Below are 21,168 nucleotides of genomic sequence, written 5' to 3' on the forward strand. Positions count from 1 at the left end.
AGGCGATGTCGGTATCGGCGCGCGATACCCGTCACGACGGGGTCGGCGCGCCGGGTTGGTCGGGGAGGTCGCTGTGTTGCTGTTGGTGAACCAGACTGCCGATTTGTCACCAACCGAGCTACGGTTCGCCGACTGGATCCGCTGGAGCCCCGCGCAACCGGGAGTGGCACTGCTCAATGTAGATGTCCCCTCCCGCGGGCGGACCCGCCAACTCGATGCGGTGATCTGGACTCGACAGCGCTGCATCGTCATCGACCTCAAGGGCTTCCGTAGTCCACAGAATGGGACTCTTGTGGTGCCGCCGAATGGCCCGTGGCACATGGACGACGGCCGGGTTGCCGATATCTACGGCAACGACGATCATCACAATCCGATGGCCCAGGTACAGACCAACTGTCTCGCCACGAAAGACTGGGCCAGCCAGGTCATCGGGCGCAAACGCTTCGTCTACGGCTTGGTGCTGGTGATGTTGTTGCCCGGCCAGGATGTTCCATTCCTGGACGCAGACGCGCATCCGGACATGACCGACATCATCATCGAGGATTTCGACGTGTTCCGGTACTACCTGCATCGACTGGGAACATACAGGGCGCAGTGGACTGCCGACGAGGTCGACAGCCTCCTGACTCGACTCGGTGTGGAACACCTCTACGCCGACCGCACCGTGATCGCCGAAGCGCTCGAAGAACCGACCCACGCAACCTGAACCGGAAGCAGCGCCGGTGATGCCCACCGTGCAGGAGGACCCCGACGTAGGCACACCGAGCGCCACCATGAACAGACCCGATCACAGTGCATCCCGTGGCGCCGCGCGAATGGCAGACTTGCCTCATGCGCATCGGAATACTCGGCCCACTACTGGTGACCGCCGGTGGATCCGATGTCCGGATCGGTGGCGCGAGGCTGCGCGCATTGCTGATCCGGCTCGCGCTGGAACCGGGTCGGACTGTGTCGACCGAGTCCCTGTCCGCGTCCCTGTGGCCGGAGACCCGGCTCACCGACAGTGTGCACGCACTGCAGGCGCTCGTCTCCCGGCTGCGCCGGTCGCTGGCGGACCCCGCACTGGTAGAAGCCACCTCGGGCGGATATCGACTGCGGCTGTCGCCGGCCTCGGTCGACGTCACGCACTTCGAGCAGTTGCGACAGGAGGGCCAGCGCCGCCTTCGTGCCGGCGAGCCGAGGCACGCCAGCCGGGCGCTCCGCGAGGCACTCGCACTGTGGCGCGGCGAACCACTCGCCGACGTGCAGGACCTGCCGTTCGCGGTGCAGGAGATCAACCGGCTCACCGAGCTGCGGCTCACCGCATTGGAGGATCGCATTGCGGCCGATCTGGAGTGCGGCGCCGCGGATCTGGTCGCCGAACTCGAGGGGTGGACTGCTAGCCATCCATCGCGGGAACGACTGCACACCTTGCTGATTCGTGCGCTGCACACCGAGGGCCGCCAACCGGAGGCGCTGCGTACCTATGCAGACTATCGGCGCGACCTTGCCGAGCAGCTCGGCAGCGATCCGGGTCCCGAACTGCGTGCCGCCCACCTGGCTGTCCTGCGAGACGACCGTGGCGCAGGCCGATCCCGCGGCAACCTCGAGGCACCGCTGACGTCGTTCCTGGGCCGGGCGCAGGAACGGCGCCGGATCCATGGCCAGCTGGGCGAGCATCGCCTGGTCACACTGGTCGGCACCGGTGGCGTGGGCAAGACTCGGCTGGCGACCACGCTGGCTACCGAACTCGCCGACCGGACAGCGGACGGGGTCTGGCTGATCTCACTGGCCACGGTGACCGTTCCCGCCGACGTGCCACGGACAATGCTCAGCACTCTGGGCATCCGCCCAGCCGATCGGCCCACCGACCCGGTGCGCGCACTGATCGCCGCACTGGCGCCGACGGAAACCGTGCTCGTCGTGGACAACTGCGAACACGTCGTCGCCGAGGCAGCCCGGGTCGTCGAACGCCTGCTGCGCGGCTGCCCGAGACTGCGCGTCGTTGCGACCAGCCGAGAACCACTGATGATCCCCGGAGAGGCCCTCAGCCCAGTAGCACCGTTACCAGCTCCTCCCCCGGGCACGCCGAGAGCCCAGGCGCTGGAATCTCCCTCGGTGCAATTGCTCGTCGAACGCGCGCGAGCGGTCCACCCCACGTTCACCGTGACCGATGACAACATCGGGCACGTCATCGAGACCTGCCGCCGGCTGGACGGTGTGCCGCTGGCCATCGAGCTGGCCGCCGCCCGGCTGCGGTTCATGTCGATCGAGCACCTTGCCACCCACCTCGACGACCGGTTTCGTCTGCTCACCGGCGGTAGTCGCACCGCGCTGTCTCGCCACCAGACCCTGCACGCCGCGGTGACCTGGAGCTGGGACCTGCTGCACGAGCCGGAACAGCGAGCGCTGCGAAGCGTGGCAGTCTTCTCGGGTTCCTTCGACGCTGCGGCGGCCGAGTCTCTCGCGGTAGCGCCGGAAATGCTCGACATCCTGTTCGACCGGTCGCTGATCATCATCGCCGACGGCCCCGAACCCCGTTATGCCGTCCTGGAGACGATTCGGGAGTACGCCTTGCAACGTCTGGCCGAGGTGGGTGACGTGCTCCGAATGCGGCACGACCACGCGACACACTTCCTGTCGTTGGCCGAGCAGGCCGCGCCGCATCTACGCGGCCCACACCAGCACCATTGGATTCTGCGACTCACTGCAGAAAGCGCCAACCTGCTGGCCGCCCTGCGCTTTGCGACCGACTTCGGTGACGCGGACACCGCCAACCGTATGGCTGCCGCGCTCTGGTACTACTGGGTCCTGACCGGCGAGCACGTCGAAGCATCCGAGCGACTGCGCCGAGCCTTGGCGGTGCCCGGCCCGGTCCCAGGACCCGCCCGCCGTACCGCTGTCATCGGCCTACTTTTCAGTAGTGTCCTCAGCGGCGATCCGGAGGCGATGAGCAATGCCCAGCATCGGGCGCTCTGCGACGGGACGCTGGCGCCGGAGGACCCGGTGGCCGCCGCGCTGTTGGCGTTCATCTCCGACGAACCGGCCCCGGCATTCGCCGCGGAGTGCGTACACGCCGACCCGTGGGAGCACGGCCTGCTCTGGTGGACGAGGTCGTTCGTCATCGCGAGGCGAGGCGAGCCGACGAGCCTGTGCGAGGCGCTCACCCACGCCGAGAACGGATTTCGGCGGGCCGGCGACCACTGGGCGCTCTCCATGTGCCTACTGAGCTCGAGCGACGCCCGGCTGCGGGTCGGCGATCTGGATGCCAGCCTGCGCGCCGTAGAGGAGTCGACCGAATTGACGCACGACTCGGGCGCCAACGACCATCAGCGACTGTGGTTGGCGATCGTCCGACTGCGAATCGCCGATGTCCGCGGGGCACGCACCGAGCTGTCGAGCATCGTTCGGCAGGCGCCGCCGGGCCGCTATGCGTCCATCGCTCGGGTGTTCCTGGCCGACCTGTGCCGACAGGAAGGCGACCTGGATGCTGCCGCCCGCCATCTGAGGCATGCCGACAGCGATCTCGAGGTCCAGCAGAACCCGGTGTTCCGATCGCTATATCGGTTGTCGGCCGGCCACGTGGCCGTGGCCCGAGGAGACCTGCGTTCCGCCGCTCGAGACCTGCGCGAGGGCCTGGATCTGATCGCCGCGATGCCGCACATACCGATGGGTGCCACAGTCGGCGCCGGCGTCGCGGCGCTGCTGTCGCAAGCCGGTTCGCCGGCCGCGGCCGCCCAAGTACTCGGCGCCAGTCGCGCGCTCACCAGCGCAGCCGACGCCGACGTCCTACTCCTCGAACGGCAGCTGAGCGCACAGCTCGGTACGAAGGTCTACGAGGACGCCCGCTGTTCGAAACCCGCTGCGGCCCTGGCGCTCATCCAGCGCAGCCTCGCCGAGGCGTCACTCGCGCCGGCGGTAGGCGAGCACAGCCAACGGGCAGAAGACCACCAGCAGGACGGCCGACCACATCAGCGTTCGGGTGATGGCCCCACCGGCGCTACCGCCGTCGAGTAGTGCACGACATGCGTCGATGGCATGTGTGACCGGGTTGACGTTCGCCCACGCACGCAACCATCCCGGCAGGGTATCGATGGGTGTCGACAGACTCGTCCCGAGCACGAGGGGCAGGAACACGACGAATGAAGACCCCAGCACCGCACCCTGGTCCCGGACGAGGACCCCGATCAACACCGTGACCCAGCTCAGGCAGAAGCCGAAAGCGACGGCCAGCAGCACCGCACCCAATGTCGCCAACAGGGTGGTCTGTACCCGGAACCCGAGCGCGTATCCGATGCCGAACAGGATTATCACCGCGATCACATACCGGACGACGTCGGCGGCGACGGACCCGAGCAGCACAGCCGCACGATTGATGGGCAGGCTGCGGAAGCGGTCGAAGATCCCTGTGCCGATGTCGATGGTGAGGTTCAGTCCGGTGGACAGCATCCCGGAAAGGCTGGTGGCCATCACCACGATCCCGGGAAACAGGTACTGCAGGTAGCTGTCGGTGGACCCGGACACCGCCCCACCGAACAAATACAGGAACAGCACCAGGAAAATCACCGGAGTCATCACCCCATTGACCAGGTAGCCCGGGTTGCGCTTGGTCTTGACGAGGCTCCTCTTGGCCAGAACGGCGCTGTGTCGCAGCAGTCCGAGCGATCTCGGCCGGAGCGTATCGGCGGCACTGGTCATCGCTGCGCCTCCTCGGATCGACCGGTCAAGGCGAAGAAGGCCTCATCGAGGCTGGGCAGGCGCAGCGAGAACTCTGCCAGCCGCACGTCGGCAGCAGCCAACCGCTGAACGATGTCGGGAAGTACGCGATCGTCGTCCACTGGCACAGCGACCACACCGCGGTCGACCGGTTCGGGGCGACGCCCGGCCACCCGCTGCAACACCTCCGCAGCCAAGTTCGCCTGTCGCGGATCGACCGGTCGCACGGCAATGGTCTGTCCACCCACGATTCGCCTGAGGTCGGTGGGCGCCCCGTCGGCGATCGCGCGCCCATCATCGATCACACAGATGTGGTCGGCCAGCGTGTCCGCCTCCTCCAGGTACTGGGTGGTCAGCAGAACGGTCACGCCTTCGGTCGTCATGTTCCGCACCAGGCGCCACAGATCTTCGCGCCGGCCCGGGTCGAGCCCGACGGTGGGCTCGTCGAGGAAAACGATCCGCGGCCGACCGACCAGGCTCAGCGCGAGATCGAGACGCCGTCGCATACCGCCCGACAGCACCGAGGCCCGCTGCATGCCCGATTCTTGCAGACCGAACTGCCGCAGCAGCTCGTCCGCGCGAGACCTCGCCTCCGCATTGCGCAGGTCCAGCAACTGCCCGACCATCACGAGGTTTTCGAACGCGGTCAATTCTTCGTCGACAGTGGCGTACTGCCCGGCCAGGCCGATCAGACGGCGAACCCGAGACGCTCGGGTCACGACGTCGAACCCACCGACGACCGCACGGCCTTCGTCGGGCCGAATCAATGTTGCCAGGATGCGAATGGCGGTGGTCTTTCCCGCGCCATTGGGCCCGAGCACGCCGAGCACCGTCCCAACCGGCGCCGCGAGGTCCAGTCCACCCAGCGCGATCTTGTCTCCGAAGCGTTTGACCAACCCTTCGGTCTCGAATGCGTAATCCATGTGCCGAGGTTGGCACCGGTGGGTCACAGACCACGCACAGACCGCTCACACTTGCAGGTGGTAACAGGTGATTCCCTGTCAATCGACGGCCATTCGCGTCGGCGGGTCACCGCCGTGGACTGCTCGTTGGCGACGACCGAACCTGTTCGGAGGTTGGCGTGGGCTTCGACCGATGGCCCGAAACATGCTGTGGAGGACAACGAATGGGGCCGATCTCGGTTCAGGCGCCTGGCTTCGTTCGCTTCCGATCGGAGTAGATCGGGCGTTCGTGCTGAACCCGAGGCCGACGGCACTGGCCGGACTGGCTACCGTCACCGGCGACCGACGGTGACGTGCGCGGTTCGGACATGCATGCTGCCGTACTGCGGTTTGCATCGAACTTGTCGGCCGTCGAACGGTTTGAACGGCAACCAGGTATCGAACGCGCTGCACGAGAACGGTTCGACCACATCGAACCCCGTGCACGTCAACTCCTGCCCGAGCGCGCGTAGGTACGGACGTAAGCGCGGTTCGGGAAACCCGCTGGTAGCGAAGACAAATGCGTGGCCGTTCCGCCCGCCTCGTATTGCCGTGTGATACAGAGGTGCAGACTATTGACTACCGCGGGGCACATGCGGTCCGGGCGTCATGGAGTGTCCGGAAACAGTTCGCGTCGATGCTTCCGCCACCGCCTGGTCAGATCGGGGAGTTCGGCACGCAGGAACCGGTAGTACTCGAGGGCTTCGCGCACGCGTCGCCCGCCCGGACGAGCTTCGTCGAGCAACTCCACGCCGTCGGCGAGGAAACGTACCGAGCGATCCAACTCCGCCTGTCGCCGGCTGGTAATGGCGTACCACACACCCTCGTCGTGGATGCGATAGGTATCGCTGCGCTCACCGGGCACGCGTTCGCGGCAGAGCAACCCGCCGTGAACCAGGCTGCGGACGGCGCCGGAGATCGCTGCCGGGCTCACGCGTAGTCCGGTCGCGAGTTCTCGCGCGGTATACCGTTCGGCGTCGTCGGCGAGGACGAATGCGAAGACTCGAGCCGCCATTCGCGGCATCCCCGACTCGATGAGCAGGAGTGCGAACTGCTCGACGAACCGCAGGACGTCCTCCTCCCGCTGGTCCCGCTCTTCCACTGTCGACCTCCTGTTTCAACGCCCGTCCAGGGCACATCGAGTAGATTTCATTTTATTCACACATATATGAAATCTATGTACGCTGGTACGCATGGACGCTGTCATCGCAATCTGCGGACTGCGCAAGACTTTTGGCTCGACGACAGCTCTCGACCACCTGGACATGGAGGTGCGTCGAGGTGAGGTACATGGATTCCTCGGTCCCAATGGCGCTGGGAAGACCACGACGTTGCGCGTCCTGCTGGGCCTGCTGCGCGCCGACAGCGGAGATGTTCGGATCCTGGGCGGAGATCCCTGGCAAGATGCGGTAGCACTGCATCGTCGCCTGGCCTACGTCCCCGGCGATGTGGAGCTGTGGCCGACTCTGACCGGTGGTGAGGCGATCGACGTCTTCGGCCGACTGCGTGGCGCGGTGAACACTCGCCGTCGCGACGAGTTGATCGAACGATTCGACCTGGACCCGACGAAAAAGGCGCGCGCCTATTCCAAAGGCAACCGACAGAAGGTCGCGCTGATCGCCGCGCTGGCTTCCGAGGTGGAATTGTTCTTGCTCGACGAGCCCACCGCTGGCTTGGACCCGCTGATGGAGGTCGTGTTCCAGGAGGTCGTGACCGAGTTGCAGGCCGAGGGCGCCACGGTACTGCTGTCGAGCCACATCTTGGCCCAAGTGGAGAAGCTGGCCGACCGCGTGAGCATTGTTCGTGCTGGTCGGATCGTGCAAACCGGTACGCTCACCCAGCTACGACACCTGACCCGAACCACGATCGAAGCCGTCACCGACCGTCCGGTACACGCTCTGGCCAGTATCGACGGTGTGCACGGCGTGATCACCGAGGACAGTCGGGTCCGGTTCGATGTGGACGCCGACGCGCTCGATGCCGCCATCGCAGCGGTCGGTCGCGCCGGTGTGCGCTCGCTGATCAGCCATCCACCCACCCTGGAAGAGCTCATGCTGCGGCACTACGGCGAGGAACGGGCTGCTTCCGATAGTGGATCACGCCCATGACCACCACCGCTGCCGGGTCCGGTTCCGAGGCGACGACTGCTCCTGCACGCCCGTCGGATCGGCTGGTCTGGCGCGAGGCATTCACCGGCACCGCGGCGCTGCTTCGATTGGACCTGCGGCGCGATCGGGTCAAGCTGCCGGCATGGGTGCTGGGTATCACGCTGATGGCGGTCTACTACGCCGCGGCCCTACCGCAGGTTTACAGGACACCGGAAGATCTCCGGGTGGTGAGCCGGTTCGGCGCGGGAGTAGTCGGCGCGTTGCTCTGCGGTCCGGGTTACGGATTGACCGATCCCACGATCGAATCCGTGATCGTCGGCATCTACGGCCTCTACTTCCTGCTGGTGGCCGCCTTGATGAACATCCTGCTGCTGGCGCGCCACACCCGTGTCGAGGAACAGTCCGGCCGTGCCGAACTGGTGCGTGCCAACGTCGTGGGTAGGCACGCGCAACTCACCGCGGCGTTGCTGGTCGCACTGATCGCGAACGCCGTGCTGGCAGCACTGCTGACAGCGACCTTCGCGGTGACCGGATTGCGCACCGACGATGCGGCGTTGTTCGCAGTTGGAGTAGCTGCCGCGGGTATGGCGTTCGCCGCCGTCACGGCAATCACAGTTCAGGTCACGGCATATTCGCGCGTCGCAACCGGCATGGCGGGTGCGGTAGTGGGTGTGGCCTACGCGGTGCGTGCGGCCGGTGACGCGATCGATGAGGGCGGCAGTTGGTTGTCGTGGACGTCGCCCCTGGCGTGGTCGCAACAGACTCGCGCCTACGCCGATGGCCGCTGGTGGCCGCTGCTGTTGTCGATGGCGTTCGTCGCGGTGGCCACCGGGGTCGCCTACACGCTGTCGACTCGGCGTGACCTCGGCGCCGGTTTGCTGCCGCCTCGACCCGGGCGCCGGCACGCCCCGGCCTGGCTGAGCACGCCCCTCGCTCTGGCAACACGCTTGCACCGTGCCGGAGTCATCGGCTGGGGTTGCGCTCTCACAGCGGTCGGCGCACTCTACGGCAGCATCGGCAGCACGGTCGTCACTGCGTTCGAAGACCTGCCCGACCAACTCGTCGAGGTCATGGGTGGCGACGCGAACCGTATGCTCGACGGCTACCTCGGCATCATGGCGTTCTTCGATGCCCTGCTGGTGACCAGCTTCGCCGTGCTCGCCGTGCAGACACTGCGCGGCGAGGAGACCAGAGGTCGCACCGAATCGGTGCTCGCCACGGCAACGGGGCGCATCGGCTGGTTCTCCGCCTACCTCGGTGTGACCGCGGTCGGCGCGTTGGCCTTGCTCACCGTGTCCGGGCTGGTTTTCGGGATCGCGTTGGCCGTATCGGTCGGCGACGGCGGCCACTTCGTGGACATCCTCGTGGCGCATGTGGCGTTCTTCCCCGCGGTACTGCTGGTACTCGCCGTCGCAGCACTGTTGTACGGTTTCGCCCCGCAATTCATCGGCGCCACGTGGGCCTTGTTCGGGTTCTCGTTCATCCTGGGGTTCTTCGGACCGATCATGGATCTTCCGCGTTGGGTGCACGATCTGTCACCGTTCGAGCACGTCGCCCGGCTACCCTTGCAGGACCTGCGATGGATGCCGCTGGTCGTGCTGACCGTCCTCGCCGCCGCAGCGGCCACCGCAGGAGCCTACGGGTTCCGCCACCGCGATCTCGATACGAAATAGGGTGCGATCCATCGGCTCGGCCGCGCCGGGGAGAACCGAGACCGGGGGCCGATTCGACGGACTCAGGGTGGGTCACTCAGAGTGGGTCACGTAGCCGCCGCTACATCTGGTGCCCGGGTGCTTCGACGGCCGAAATACAAAAGTCCGGCCGCAAGCGCACCGACGAACAAGGCGAGCATCGCGGCCAACAGCCAGCCGACACCGAAGTTCGCGATGATCGGGATTACGCCCGCGGTGACCAATCCGCCGCCGAAGAACGGTTCCACAATGAGCTGTTTGTAACCGAAAGCCTGATACGCAGGTGTTTTGAGATCAGGATCAGCGACCCGGAGCAAGATCAGCCCCGTGGAGGTGACCCCCATGGCTTGACCCATGTCGGCGATGCCGCGCTCGAACCAGAAGTCGGGCAGCATGCGCCGCGCCAGGAACACGAACGCTCCCACGGTCCAGACCAATCCGGTCACCGCCAGGAGCAGGAACGGTCCGATATTGGTGGCAATGGCCTGCAACGACAAGGTGCCCAGGGCGGCGATGATCAATACGTCGAGGCTGAATCCCTGCAAGCGCTCGATCAACTGCACGTCGACGATTTCGTCTTTGTCGAATGCCTGGATCAACGCCTGCACGATGATGCCGCCGATCATGGCGATCGGAAACAGTGGCACGTGAGCGAACAGCTCGAGCTCGTCCGACCACAGCCGGGATTCGATCCACTGCAATGCGGACAAGATCAACCAGCCGACCAGTACTGCTACGGCTAGTAGACCGAAATGCAGAGTCAACGGCTCGATCGAGGAAGGATTCACGGTCAGAGTGCCGGCAGAGCGGCGGCGTTGCTTCTCGACCAGCCCTGCCTGTTCGGCCACCGACGGTGAGGCGTTCGACCGCAGCTCTGTGGTCTTGTCTGTGCGCACCCCCCAGTTGATCAGGGCGATCCCACAGACAACGCCGGAGAGTATGCCGATGGTGGCCAAACCGAGTGCGAGGTCTTGACCTTCTGGAAAGCCGAATTCGGCAAAGGTCTCACTCATTCCCGCCGCAGTGCCATGTCCGCCTTCGAAACCGATCTCGATCAGCGTTCCCGCCATCGCCGGCAATCCGAACACTGGACCCAGGACCAGGATCGCCAAGATCAACCCGAACACGTATTGGCCGCTGGCGACGGTGATGCCGAAGGTGATCTGGGGTCCGGCGACACGGAAGGCCTGCCGGGGCGAAGGTAGTGGATGTCCCATCAACAGTCCGGCGAACACCAGCGAAATCAGCAATCCCGGCAGGGTCTTCCACACGGCGAGGATGTCCGACGTGAACAACCCGGCTTCCGCGAAGCGGTCGGTGCCCAGCAGTGAGGCGACTCGGCCGAACACATCGGGTCCGATCAGCAGAGCCAACCCGCCGCCGATGATCGAGCTCGGGATGAACAGCTTCTGTGCCAGCCGCCACTTGACCCTGATGATCTTCGAGACCAGCATCATCACGCCGATCAGTGACAGTGCGAAGCCGATGGCTTCCGGTGACATGCAAACCTGCTTTCTTGTTGCGGAACCGACCGCGCTCGGGCACGACCTCGAGTCGAGCACAGAGAACCTTGCCGCTGTTGAACGGTACGATAAGTGATGGCTCGTTGTTGTGTAAACCCTGGAGTGGGGCGACGGCGTTCGCGTCGTACGGAGGACCGGACCGAACCGTGCGGAAGTGTATGCCAACCTGCGCGGCGCCCACGCCCGCACCCGCGAGTACACGAGGCGCACCCTCGCTCTGCTCGAAATTCTCCGACATTCCACCGCAGAGAATTGGCATTCGACCGCTGAAGGTTGACATCGCCTGTACAAAAATTGACAGTGCCTGACACGCAATGCCTTGTTTGCGCTTCGCGCCGGCGCAGAGACTGAAACAGCGCGAGGTTGCGCAATTCGTAATCGGCGTCGTGTCGTGGACAGGAATTTCTATTCCGCGGTGCCGGCGACCGTCGGATCAGAAACCGGAGGGAATGGGTGTTCGACGACCTCACGGCGTTCCACAATTGGTTCGTCGACCGAAACCTCAGAAACGACTACCGTGTAACGGTCACATCCCTCGACGAACTCGATGGGTGGACAACGGATTTCGACAGCGGATCTATTCGCCACACCAGTGGGAAATTCTTCTCCGTCGAAGGCATTGCCGTCGCCCCGGGCGGCCACGACAGCCGGACAGCCTGGGCACAGCCGATTATCGATCAGCCGGAGATCGGAATCCTGGGCATCATCGTCACACGGGTCGGAGATTCCTTCCACTGCCTGATGCAGGCCAAAATGGAACCCGGCAACATCGATCTCGTTCAACTCTCCCCCACGGTGCAGGCGACGCGCAGCAACTACACACGAGTGCACCACGGCAATGCGGTGCCCTACCTCGAATACTTCATCAGACCGGCGCCCGGCAGCGTGGTGTTCGACTCGCTGCAATCCGAACAAGGCTCATGGTTTCTCGGCAAACGTAATCGGAACATGATCGTCGAAGTGCCCGACCCCCTGCCAGCGCATGACGACTTCTGCTGGTTGAGCCTCGACGATGTCCATGCCCTGCTGAGAATCCCCAATCTGGTGAACATGGACTCGCGCACGGTCCTGTCCGGACTACCGTTTCTGCAGCCACCGCACCGTGGAATCACCTCGGGACTGGCCGAACCCGACGGCTCCCCGCGGCACACTCTCAGCGAATTGCTGAGCTGGTTCACCGACGCGAAGTCACGGTATCGCCTCGAACGTCGCCGGACGCCACTGACGAATCTGCCCGAATGGGAGTTCTCACCCGCAACGATTCATCGCCCGGACGGTCGGCACTTCACGGTGATCGGCGTCGATGTCGCAGCCTCCAACCGTGAGGTCGCCCGCTGGTCGCAACCCATGGTGCGCCCGGTGGACCGGGGCGTGATCGCCTTTCTCGGCCGCCGACTCGACGGCGAGTTCCATGTACTGGTCCATGCACGCAGCGAGGCGGGCACCGCTGATGTGGTCGAGATGGGGCCGACCGTCGCGTGTATCCCCGCCAGCTACCGTGATGCACCACCCGCCGAACAACCGCGATACCTCGACGTCGTGCAGGCCGCCACACCGCCGGACATTCTGCTCGACGTCGTGCACTCCGAAGAGGGTGGTCGCTTCTATCAGGCCGAGAATCGCTATCTGGTCATCGACGTCGGGGACGATTTTCCCCACCGGGTGCCGACAGACTACTGCTGGATGACGGTCGGACAGCTGACCGGGTTCGTGCGCTTCGGCAACCACGTGAACGTTGCGGCACGTTGCCTGCTCAGCTGTATGGCCGACGGTGTCGCAGACCGAGCTGTGGTCGCGCGATGACCGCCGTCGCGCCCCCGCGCGCGCTGGTGCTGGGAGCAACCGGATTCGTCGGACGGCACATCTGTTCCGCGTTACGGGGCGCTGGCTACGAGATTTCCGCTGTCGCGCGGCGCCAGCCGGTCGACCCGCCCGACGGGAAGTTCGTCGCTCTCGACATCGGTGCCGCAGCACCGGCTGTGCTGCGCGAGCTCATCGACTCCTATCGACCGGATGTCCTGGTCAACACCGTGGGCAGTATCTGGGGGAGAACGGACGAACATATGTGGTCGGCTGCGGCGCAGCCGGTGCACCAACTCGTCACGGCGCTCCAAGAGGCCGAGCATCGGCCGTGGCTGGTGCATCTGGGATCGGTACTGGAATACGGAGCCATCGGTGAAGGACGGGACGCCAGCGCGCAGCGCAGCGTCGCTCGACCGACGAGTGCCTACGGCGAAGCCAAACTGGCCGCGACCAACGCTGTGCTCGGTGCAGTGAGCGCCGGACGCGCCGACGCGGTCGTGCTACGCGTGGCAAATGTCGCGGGCCCGGGCAGTCCGGAGGTCAGTCTGCTGGGGAGGGTCGCCGCGCATCTTCTCGACGCGGCTCGATCCGGCACTGCGGCGGAGATCACGCTCGATGCGCTGGTGGCTCACCGAGACTACGTCGATGTTCGTGATGTTGCCGACGCTGTTGCCGCAGCCGCCCGGGTTCGAATGCCGGGTGCCGTCTTCGATATCGGGCGGGGCGAGGCGACCAGTGTCCGCGACCTGGTTGCCATGCTGATCTCCGCCAGTGGCGTGCAGGCACGACTGATCGAACGCACCGCCAACCCCGCCCAGAGCGCCGCGACGGCCTGGACGCGGGTCGACATCCGAGATGCACGCGAGCGACTGGGCTGGGAGCCCCGCCGCTCGCTGCGCGAGTCCATCGAAGCTTTCTGGCGCGACGTCTGTCGCGAGTGCGATGTGTGACGACGCGCGCTCGCCAGCCCACAACTGCAGCCGCGCACGACACCGGACCGGGCGCACCGACCGAGCCGACCACAACGACAGATTGGGGACCCCGTGAGAATCCTGTTCGCCGCGCACGCCAGCCATGCGACCGCGTTCGCGCTGGCGCCACTTGCCCGTGCTGCGAAAAGCCGGGGACATGAGGTGGTGATGGCCGGTTCGGAGCAGACAGTCGAAGCCATCACCGCGTCCGGACTACCCGCGTTCGCCTGCACGAATCGGCCATTGTCGGAATTCATTCTCTACGAGCGTGACGGCACCAGGGTTGCCCCCGCGAGGACCGCCGAGGAAATGGTCTTCGGCGCCGGCCGCTGGTTCGGACGATACGCGGCAACCGCGCTGCGATCGCTACAGCCACTGACCGAGTACTTTCGGCCCGACCTGGTCGTCGGCGGAAGTCTCTCTTTCGTCGCACCGCTGCTCGCGACGCAGCTCCAGGTGCCCTATGTGCGCCAGACGTGGGACATGTACGAGATCACTCCCTACCTCTCGGGTGTGGAACACGAACTCGAGCCGGAGCTGGTCGAGCTGGGGTTGTCGTCGTTGCCGGCTCCCATCTCGACCCTCGACGTGGCCCCGCCGTCACTGCGGCCGCACCACGACGGGTCCCCCCACCGCGCCATCCGGTTCGTCCCATCGAACATGCAGGCAGCCATCGAACCCTGGATGATTCGCGCCCAGTCCGATCGACCGCGCGTGTGCCTCACGATGGGCAGCCGAGTGCAGACCACCGACACCTTCGACACCAGCTTCCAGAAGCTTCGTGACTTGATCGCCGGTCTGTCGCGCCTCGATGTGGAACTCCTGGTCGCTGCTCCCCCGAAAGTCGCCGCCAGCGTCGGACACCTGATCCCACTGGGGCACGCCGGGTTCATCCCACTCGACCTCGTGGCGCCCACGTGCGATGTGCTGGTCCATCATGCGGGTGGAGTCAGCACGCTGACCGCCCTCGACGCGGGGACACCGCAAGTCATGCTGCCCGACGCCGAAATCTGGGAACGCACCACCAAAAAGATCGCTGCGCTGGGTGCGGGGATCTCGGTGGCCCCGGGCGACGGCGTGATCGAACGGGCGGTGCAGGCATGCCACACCGTCCTGGGCGACAGCGCCGTCAGTGGTTCCGCGGATAAGCTGCGCAGCGAGATCCGATCCATGCCACATCCGGCCGAGTGCGTCGAAGAGCTCGAACAGGCTGTCGCTATAGGGCCGCAGCCGTAAGGCCACAGCCCTGGTCGGCACCCTCGACCGCGATCTTTCAGCCGGACGATGCTGCCTCGCGGACAGCGGTTTCCCCCTCGACGCTGCCGGATTCGATACGAGCGGAGGCGGCCTCGAGGTTCTCGACGATCCGGTCGAGGGTGCGCAGGGTGGCTGCGTAATCCTCCTGTGAAACGCCGTCCGCGGCGATCTGCATGGTGCGCGCCTGGGTCTGGCCCATCTGCTCGAGCAACTCTCGTCCCGAGTCGGTCAGCTGCATGTCGGTGCCGTCGTCGGCGGGGACCAGGCGCAGCCAGCCGTTACCGGTCAGCGACGTCAGCAGCTCATCGATCTGCGCGGGGCCGTAGAACTCGCCGGCTTCGATGGTGAACCGTTCCAGACTCGTGTCGCCGTCTTGCGCAGTGCGTAGCGCCTGCCAATGGCTGCGACCTACGCCGTGTGCATTACGCAGCACCCGGTCGACATACCGCTGGAGCGCATTGTCGAGAGCCTTGACGAGATAGCCGAGTGGCTGACTGCTCATGCGCGTGCCTCCTTGGATTGTTCGGCATCGCCCAGGGTAGGGGCGGGTTCGCCGTCGGTAGTGTGGTGTGGGTCGGGTTCGGGAAGGTCTCGATCAGGGTCCGAGCCGCGCATGAGCCACGGGACGAGCACAGCGAGGGCAGCCATGGCGACCGCGCCGGCGACCGCAGCGACGGAGAGTCCGGCCGTGAACGCATCCGCGGCATCGGCGAGCACGCTGGTGCGCAGATCTTCGGGCAGGTCTTCGGCAGCCGCACGTGCGCTGGCCAAGGATTCACGCGCCACCGCGGGCGCCTCGGGCGGCAGTTCGAGGTTGGCGCGATATATTGCGACACCGAGCGAACCCATCAGCGCGACGCCCAGTGCGCCACCGAACTCCGAACCGGTCTCTTGGATCGCCGAGGCCGCCCCAGCGCGTTCGGGGGTCGCAGCGGCAACGACCGCGTCGGTGGCCAGGGTCATCACGCTGACCACCCCGCCGCTGAGCACGATCCCGCCGATCACGACGACCGCCAAGCCATCTGCCGGTGGAGTGAGCGAGATGATCGCGAGTCCCACCGCGGCGGTGGAGAAACCAGCGGCGACCGCCCTCGCCGTGCCCACCCTGGCCGCCAATTGCGGAGCCAGCATCGACCCCGTCATCGCCGCGACGGTCATCGGCACCATCCACAACGCGGCAGTCAATGGCGATAGACCGACCACGAGTTGCAAATACCGCGCCAGATACATGTTCGGCCCCAGCAATGCCATGATGCCGAGGGTGACCGCCACCAAGGCGCCGACGAAGCGTCTGCTGCGGAACAACGTGGTATCCACCAACGGGGCCACGGCAATTCGTTGACGCAGCACGAACAGGATCGCTGCCGCTGCGCCGGCAGCGGCAGCGATCGTGCAGCGAGAGTCCCAACCGGCTATCTCCGCGGCGTGCTTGACCGCATACACCAGCGGCAGAATCGCTGCCATCGACAGCGCGGCGCCCACCAGGTCGAACCGGGCCTGCGAGCGGTCGCGATGCTCGGGTACCAGCACCGGGGCCGCCACCAGCAACACCACCAGGACCGGCACATTGATCAGGAATACCCAGCCCCAGCTGAAGAAGTTCAACAGGGCTCCCCCGACGACCGGGCCGAGCGCGCCGCCGCCGGCGAACGCTGCCGTCCACACACCGATCGCCTTCGTGCGCTCACCGGAATCGACGAACATGTTGCGGATGAGCGACAGCGTCGAGGGCATCAATGTCGCGCCACCGAGACCCATCAGGGCGCGCGCCGCGATGAGCATTTCCGGGCTGGTGGAGAAGGCCGCCAGAACCGACGCTGCGCCGAAGAGCGTCGCCCCGGTCAAGAGCACCAAGCGCCGTCCGAACCGGTCACCCAGGTTGCCCATGGTGATCAGCAGGCCCGCGAGCACGAAGCCGTAGATATCCAGAATCCATAGCATCTGGCTACTACTGGGGGCGAGATCTGCGCTGATCAATGGGATGGCCAGATAGAGGACGGAGAGGTCCATCGAGGTCAGCAACACCGGTAGAACCAGGACCGCCAGCGCCGCCCACCGGGTGGGATGCCCCGCGCCCGTGGTAGGGGCAGGTGCATTCATGCCATACTCCTTCCATTCGGACATACCCTCCGATTAATTCGGAGAGATCCTCCGTTTCAAATATGGAGGCAGCATCCGGATAAGTCAACCGTGATTGGAGGAGCCGTGAGCGCACCCGCTGGGAGGCCGCTACGTGCCGATGCCGCACGCAATCGTGCGGCCGTGGTTGCCGCAGCGCGCGACGCATTCGCCAGCAAGGGCGTGGAAGCGTCGCTCGAGGAGATCGCTCGAGCAGCCGGGGTCGGACCGGGCACGCTGTACCGGCACTTTCCTGCGCGTGCCGACCTGGTTGCCGCCGCAGTCGCCGAACACGTCGCCGAATTGCGCGCCGATGCCGTGCGCTTGGGCGCCGCGACCGACCCGGCCGCAGCCTTGGTCGAGTGGATCCATCTCCTCGCGGCGTACTCGGGTACCTATGGCGGGCTGCCGAACAGTGTCCTGGCCGCCAGCGCCGCAGACGGCCCGCTGGCACGAATCTGCCAGGACCTCGAAGGGCTCACCGGCGAACTCGTCGTTCGAGCCCAGGCAAGCGGGCGCGTGCGTGCCGAAGTCTCCGGCGAGGACGTCTTCGTTCTGGCAAACGCCCTCGCCTGGGCCGACAGCCACGACCTCGAACACGCACGCTCCACCGACCGGATCGCGATCCTCGTTCGCGGGATCCTGACCTAGCCAACCGGCGCGAACATCTATACCTGCGGCACAACCGGGATCGCCGGCACAGTCGATCCCGACGACATCACCGCCTGCTATAGCGGCGTCATATCGAACTCGCCACTCGAATCGGCGATGTATCCGCCACGAAACCCGTCACCGAACAAGCGATGCATCGAGAGACAGCTGTAAGGGCCGACTCAGGTGCAGACGCACGAGCATCGTCCCGATTCGCCGAGGATTCCCGGCCCGAACCACGTTGTCCGCGAGCATGAGATGCGCCGAGCCAGGAGAATCTGGGTCACCGGAGTGTTGTAGCCGATGCAACATTGCGAGGCGATCAGCACCCGCGACTTTCTGCCCGGCCACGACGTGCGGGCCATGCAGGACCGGGCCCGCGATATCGAGTTCTACCTCGCCAACGGCCTGCGCATGGGCTCGGCATCGCTGCTGGCCGGCCTCGACCCCTGCGATCTCGCCCACCACCTCGGCGGCCTGGGCTACCAGGTGATCACCGCAGGACCGGCCACCCACGAGATCACCGCCGCCGTGGCCCGCGCCCTGACCGGGTTGCGGCCCTTGCAGTACGGACCGTCCACCGTTGTCGTCGTCACCGTCGACAAGGGCCACGGCGTACCGAAAAGGATTGCCGGGCAACAGGTTGCACAAACGCCCCGAGTACACAAGGTTCCGCTGCGCAACCCGTGGGCCGACAATGCGGAATTCGCTGCGCTGGAGCGCTGGCTGTCGGGCTACCGCCCGCAGGAGCTGTTCACCAGCGGGGCACCGAGCCCGACGGTGCGCCGCGGTCTCGCACCGGCCGCAACCCGCCGGGTCGAACTCCACGCACCGCGCGGCTGCATCGCCGCCGCCAGCGCAGTCGCCGACCAGGTCGCCGGAGCTGACTTCGGTGCCGCGATCACCACCACCCTGCGCGAACTCAACACCGTCTACGGGCTGAGGGTGTTCAGCCCGGATGAACTGGCCTCCAACCGGATCGAGCTGGGTGCCACCGATTCCGGCTGGACAATCGAAGTGCTCAACGAAGAGCTGTGCCACGCCTGGGCTCAGGGCTACCAGGCCACCGGTCGCCGCGGCGTGGTCGTCGGCTACGAGGCATTCGCCCCGATCACCGCCTCGCTGCTGGCCCAGCAGCTCCTCGCCCACCGGCTCGCCGCGGCCGCCGGACGCCCACCGGGCCCGAGCCTGGTGTACCTGCTGACCAGCCTCGGCTGGCACAACACCATCACCCACGCCAACCCCGGCCTCATCGACATCGCCGTCGGCAGCGCCGACCCGAGCGTGCGGGTGGTCAGGTCGTGGATGTGCAGGTACCGCAGGCGGGCTGTGGGGCGGGTGGCGGTGACTGCTGTTGTGGCGCGGGTGAGTTCGCGGGCGGCGATGTCACCCTGGACCTGCAACGTCGGCGCCGAATCCCTGTTCATCCGATTCGACGAGATCTGGCCGGCGTCCTGCCGCGAGGGCGGCCGCATCGGATCGATCTTCGACAACAACCTGCCCCTGCCCACCGCGGGCATCACCTGCCTGCCCGAACACGTCCTAGCCCAACTCGAGATCGTCGACATCTGCGGCGCCTACGGCGACCCCGCCATCGCCGGTGAACTGCTCGACATCTGCCACCACATCCACACCACCAACCCGGGCACAGCCATCCGCATCTACACCAACGGCGGCCTGCGCACCCCGAACTGGTGGGCACGGCTGGCCGAAATCCCGGGAATCACCACGATCTTCGCCATCGACGGCCTGGCCACCAACGGCGTATACCGGCGCAAGGTCGACATCGACAAAGTCCTGGCCAACGCCGCCGCGTTCATCGACGCCGGCGGCCGCGCCCAGTGGGACTACATCGCCTTCGCCCACAACGAGCACAAATCGAATCCTCCCGCGCCGCTGAACTCGGATTCGCCGAGTTCAGCGTCAAGAAGACCGCCCGCTTCCTGCGGCCCCTGTATGAACCCGCCCCCGAACTGCGTCCCGGTGACAGCGTCGACGCCACCCCGATCTACGACCGCACCGGCGCGGCCGTCGGGGAACTGCGGCCACCGGCCGACGAACCGCTCGTCAACGAGGTCGTGCTCTGGGCGCGCAGTATCGAGGTCCGCGCTGAGTACTTCGACCAGTTCTTCGACACCTGCACCATCCAGTGCCAGGCCCTGGATTCGAGCGCCATCTTCGTCTCGGCGACCGGACATGTGTACCCGTGCTGCTGGCTCTACGTCCAAGCGACCCTGCCCCAGCTGCATCGTGAACAAGCCGCCACCGACGCACAGGTCCACGACCTGCTCACCGCCTCCGGCGGAGCCACCACCCTCGACGCCGCCCGCCACCCGCTCGATGAAATCCTCGCCGGCGAATTCTTCACGGCCGTGGAACGCAGCTGGAGCACCGACACCATCGCGGGCGGGAAACTCAAGGTGTGCTCGCGGGTCTGCGGAGAAGGGTGCAGCGCCTACCGACGTCAGTTCGACCGCCCGGACCTCGTCCCCTGACCACGATCGAACCCAGCAAACCCAGCCGCACCGCACCGCGAGAGCAAGGAGCGAGAACCCGACATGACCAAGCCCCCGGCGACCCCACCGAGCTGGCCTATCCGATCAGGCTACCGCGAAGACCTCTTCCGCGGCGCAGCCGAGTTATACAGCCGGTACCGCCCGGCCTACCCCCAGCCACTGTTCGACGACCTCCTCAACCAGGCAGGCGACGGCGGCGTCCTGGTCGACCTCGCCTGCGGCACTGGCGAAATCGCGATACCCCTGCACACCCGGTTCGCCCACGTCTATGCCGTGGACCTCGAACCCGACATGATCGAGGTCGGACGCGCCAAGGCCGAGCGAGCCGCCGCCACCAACATCATCTGGAGCACCGGTAAGGCCGAAGACCTGACCGTCGACGAGCCCGCGCAGCTGGTCACCATTGGCAACGCCTACCACCGCTTGGACCGACCGCTCATCGCCGAACGCGCCCGCCAGTGGCTGGCCCCCGGCGGCTGCCTGGCCATCCTGGGCAGCAGCACACCCTGGAGCGGAACCGAGCCATGGCAAACCGTCGCCGTCGATGTCGTCGCCCGATGGTCCGGCGAACCCGGGCGCCCCGCGAGCGCGGTGCCTGCCACGGCCGAGAGCCACGCCCCAGCACGGCGCACTCACGAAGACGTTGTGCGCGAAGCAGGGTTCGTCGACGTCGCCGAGCACCAGTTCTCCACACCACACACCTGGACCGCTGACCAGTTCCTCGGATTCTTGTGGTCGACCTCCTACACGGCGCCGATCCGGGCGAACAGTTCGCTGGTCGAGAGTTTCGAACAGGACCTGCGGGCGCGGCTGCACGAGTGCGAGCCGTCCGGACAGCTGCGGGAAACGATCGCGCACTACTACATCCTCGGCCGCACCCCCAACGTTCGATGA

The 21,168-nt window shown here is 66.1% G+C and carries 16 protein-coding genes; 10 read left to right on the plus strand and 6 right to left on the minus strand.

Going from position 1 to position 21,168, the window contains the following annotated elements; genetic code table 11:
• Window positions 1-103 precede the first annotated feature (103 nt).
• Together K940_RS0106195 and K940_RS31465 are read left to right on the plus strand one after the other, a co-directional pair.
• Window positions 104-706 carry a nuclease-related domain-containing protein gene (locus K940_RS0106195; protein WP_196812112.1) on the plus strand — a complete coding sequence of 201 codons (603 nt, stop codon included), beginning with the start codon at window positions 104-106 and terminating at the stop codon, window positions 704-706.
• A gap of 125 nt (window positions 707-831) precedes the next feature.
• A complete protein-coding gene (locus tag K940_RS31465; RefSeq protein ID WP_155980762.1) occupies window positions 832-3,996 on the plus strand; it encodes a BTAD domain-containing putative transcriptional regulator in 3,165 nt (1,054 codons plus the stop codon).
• Here K940_RS31465 and K940_RS0106205 read toward each other — a convergent pair.
• The 3 genes from K940_RS0106205 to K940_RS0106220 form a co-directional block, all read right to left on the minus strand.
• On the minus strand, window positions 3,883-4,677 hold the full coding sequence (locus K940_RS0106205; protein WP_028476828.1) for an ABC transporter permease: 795 nt from the start codon (window positions 4,675-4,677) through the stop codon (window positions 3,883-3,885). The two genes, K940_RS31465 and K940_RS0106205, sit on opposite strands and share 114 nt — an antisense overlap.
• Window positions 4,674-5,618 (minus strand): daunorubicin resistance protein DrrA family ABC transporter ATP-binding protein, encoded by a 945-nt coding sequence (locus K940_RS0106210; protein WP_028476829.1) that lies wholly within the window; start codon window positions 5,616-5,618, stop codon window positions 4,674-4,676. Before K940_RS0106210 ends, K940_RS0106205 begins: the two co-directional genes overlap by 4 nt.
• A gap of 625 nt (window positions 5,619-6,243) precedes the next feature.
• A complete protein-coding gene (locus tag K940_RS0106220; protein ID WP_028476830.1) occupies window positions 6,244-6,738 on the minus strand; it encodes a GbsR/MarR family transcriptional regulator in 495 nt (164 codons plus the stop codon).
• A gap of 91 nt (window positions 6,739-6,829) precedes the next feature.
• On the opposite strand from K940_RS0106220, the gene K940_RS0106225 reads away from it, so the two are divergent.
• The gene (locus K940_RS0106225) at window positions 6,830-7,744 is read left to right on the plus strand and encodes an ABC transporter ATP-binding protein (protein WP_028476831.1); all 915 of its coding nucleotides are present in this window, start codon (window positions 6,830-6,832) and stop codon (window positions 7,742-7,744) included.
• Entirely contained in the window at window positions 7,741-9,417 is a 1,677-nt protein-coding gene (locus K940_RS0106230; RefSeq protein ID WP_231390272.1) for an ABC transporter permease, read from the plus strand. Before K940_RS0106225 ends, K940_RS0106230 begins: the two co-directional genes overlap by 4 nt.
• A gap of 86 nt (window positions 9,418-9,503) precedes the next feature.
• Here K940_RS0106230 and K940_RS0106235 read toward each other — a convergent pair whose 3' ends face one another.
• Window positions 9,504-10,937: a sodium/glutamate symporter gene (locus K940_RS0106235; RefSeq protein WP_028476833.1), complete on the minus strand. Its 1,434-nt coding sequence runs from the start codon at window positions 10,935-10,937 to the stop codon at window positions 9,504-9,506.
• A gap of 474 nt (window positions 10,938-11,411) precedes the next feature.
• On the opposite strand from K940_RS0106235, the gene K940_RS0106245 reads away from it, so the two are divergent.
• The 3 genes from K940_RS0106245 to K940_RS0106255 all read left to right on the plus strand — a co-directional run bounded on the left by K940_RS0106245 (window position 11,412) and on the right by K940_RS0106255 (window position 14,968).
• Window positions 11,412-12,761, plus strand: coding sequence for an NDP-hexose 2,3-dehydratase family protein (locus tag K940_RS0106245; protein WP_028476834.1), 1,350 nt, complete (start codon window positions 11,412-11,414; stop codon window positions 12,759-12,761).
• Window positions 12,758-13,711: an NAD(P)-dependent oxidoreductase gene (locus tag K940_RS0106250; RefSeq protein ID WP_028476835.1), complete on the plus strand. Its 954-nt coding sequence runs from the start codon at window positions 12,758-12,760 to the stop codon at window positions 13,709-13,711. The genes K940_RS0106245 and K940_RS0106250 overlap by 4 nt, the downstream gene beginning before the upstream one ends.
• A 93-nt stretch (window positions 13,712-13,804) precedes the next feature.
• Window positions 13,805-14,968, plus strand: coding sequence for a nucleotide disphospho-sugar-binding domain-containing protein (locus tag K940_RS0106255; protein ID WP_028476836.1), 1,164 nt, complete (start codon window positions 13,805-13,807; stop codon window positions 14,966-14,968).
• Window positions 14,969-15,005: 37 nt separating this feature from the next.
• On the opposite strand, the gene K940_RS0106260 is transcribed toward K940_RS0106255, so the two are convergent.
• Together K940_RS0106260 and K940_RS27140 are read right to left on the minus strand one after the other, a co-directional pair.
• A complete protein-coding gene (locus K940_RS0106260) occupies window positions 15,006-15,491 on the minus strand; it encodes a hypothetical protein (RefSeq protein WP_028476837.1) in 486 nt (161 codons plus the stop codon).
• Window positions 15,488-17,089: an MFS transporter gene (locus K940_RS27140; protein WP_081706205.1), complete on the minus strand. Its 1,602-nt coding sequence runs from the start codon at window positions 17,087-17,089 to the stop codon at window positions 15,488-15,490. Before K940_RS27140 ends, K940_RS0106260 begins: the two co-directional genes overlap by 4 nt.
• A gap of 105 nt (window positions 17,090-17,194) precedes the next feature.
• Here K940_RS27140 and K940_RS0106270 point away from each other — a divergent pair, with 105 nt between their 5' ends.
• From K940_RS0106270 to K940_RS30665, 3 genes are all read left to right on the plus strand, one after another.
• The gene (locus tag K940_RS0106270) at window positions 17,195-17,758 is read left to right on the plus strand and encodes a TetR/AcrR family transcriptional regulator (RefSeq protein WP_028476838.1); all 564 of its coding nucleotides are present in this window, start codon (window positions 17,195-17,197) and stop codon (window positions 17,756-17,758) included.
• Between the two features lie 303 nt (window positions 17,759-18,061).
• Window positions 18,062-20,320 carry a hypothetical protein gene (locus K940_RS33480; RefSeq protein ID WP_231390273.1) on the plus strand — a complete coding sequence of 753 codons (2,259 nt, stop codon included), beginning with the start codon at window positions 18,062-18,064 and terminating at the stop codon, window positions 20,318-20,320.
• On the plus strand, window positions 20,317-21,168 hold the full coding sequence (locus tag K940_RS30665; protein WP_051406939.1) for a class I SAM-dependent methyltransferase: 852 nt from the start codon (window positions 20,317-20,319) through the stop codon (window positions 21,166-21,168). Before K940_RS33480 ends, K940_RS30665 begins: the two co-directional genes overlap by 4 nt.

Source organism: Nocardia sp. CNY236 (genome assembly GCF_000482385.1).
GTDB lineage: Bacteria > Actinomycetota > Actinomycetes > Mycobacteriales > Mycobacteriaceae > Nocardia.

Coding starts and splice junctions, on each gene's coding strand:
- K940_RS31465 (WP_155980762.1), top strand. CDS start 832: ATGCGCATCGGAATACTCGGCCCACTACTGGTGACCGCCGGTGGATCC.
- K940_RS0106205 (WP_028476828.1), bottom strand. CDS start 4,677: ATGACCAGTGCCGCCGATACGCTCCGGCCGAGATCGCTCGGACTGCTG.
- K940_RS0106210 (WP_028476829.1), bottom strand. CDS start 5,618: ATGGATTACGCATTCGAGACCGAAGGGTTGGTCAAACGCTTCGGAGAC.
- K940_RS0106225 (WP_028476831.1), top strand. CDS start 6,830: ATGGACGCTGTCATCGCAATCTGCGGACTGCGCAAGACTTTTGGCTCG.
- K940_RS0106230 (WP_231390272.1), top strand. CDS start 7,741: ATGACCACCACCGCTGCCGGGTCCGGTTCCGAGGCGACGACTGCTCCT.
- K940_RS0106235 (WP_028476833.1), bottom strand. CDS start 10,937: ATGTCACCGGAAGCCATCGGCTTCGCACTGTCACTGATCGGCGTGATG.
- K940_RS0106250 (WP_028476835.1), top strand. CDS start 12,758: ATGACCGCCGTCGCGCCCCCGCGCGCGCTGGTGCTGGGAGCAACCGGA.
- K940_RS0106260 (WP_028476837.1), bottom strand. CDS start 15,491: ATGAGCAGTCAGCCACTCGGCTATCTCGTCAAGGCTCTCGACAATGCG.
- K940_RS27140 (WP_081706205.1), bottom strand. CDS start 17,089: ATGAATGCACCTGCCCCTACCACGGGCGCGGGGCATCCCACCCGGTGG.
- K940_RS33480 (WP_231390273.1), top strand. CDS start 18,062: ATGCAACATTGCGAGGCGATCAGCACCCGCGACTTTCTGCCCGGCCAC.
- K940_RS30665 (WP_051406939.1), top strand. CDS start 20,317: ATGACCAAGCCCCCGGCGACCCCACCGAGCTGGCCTATCCGATCAGGC.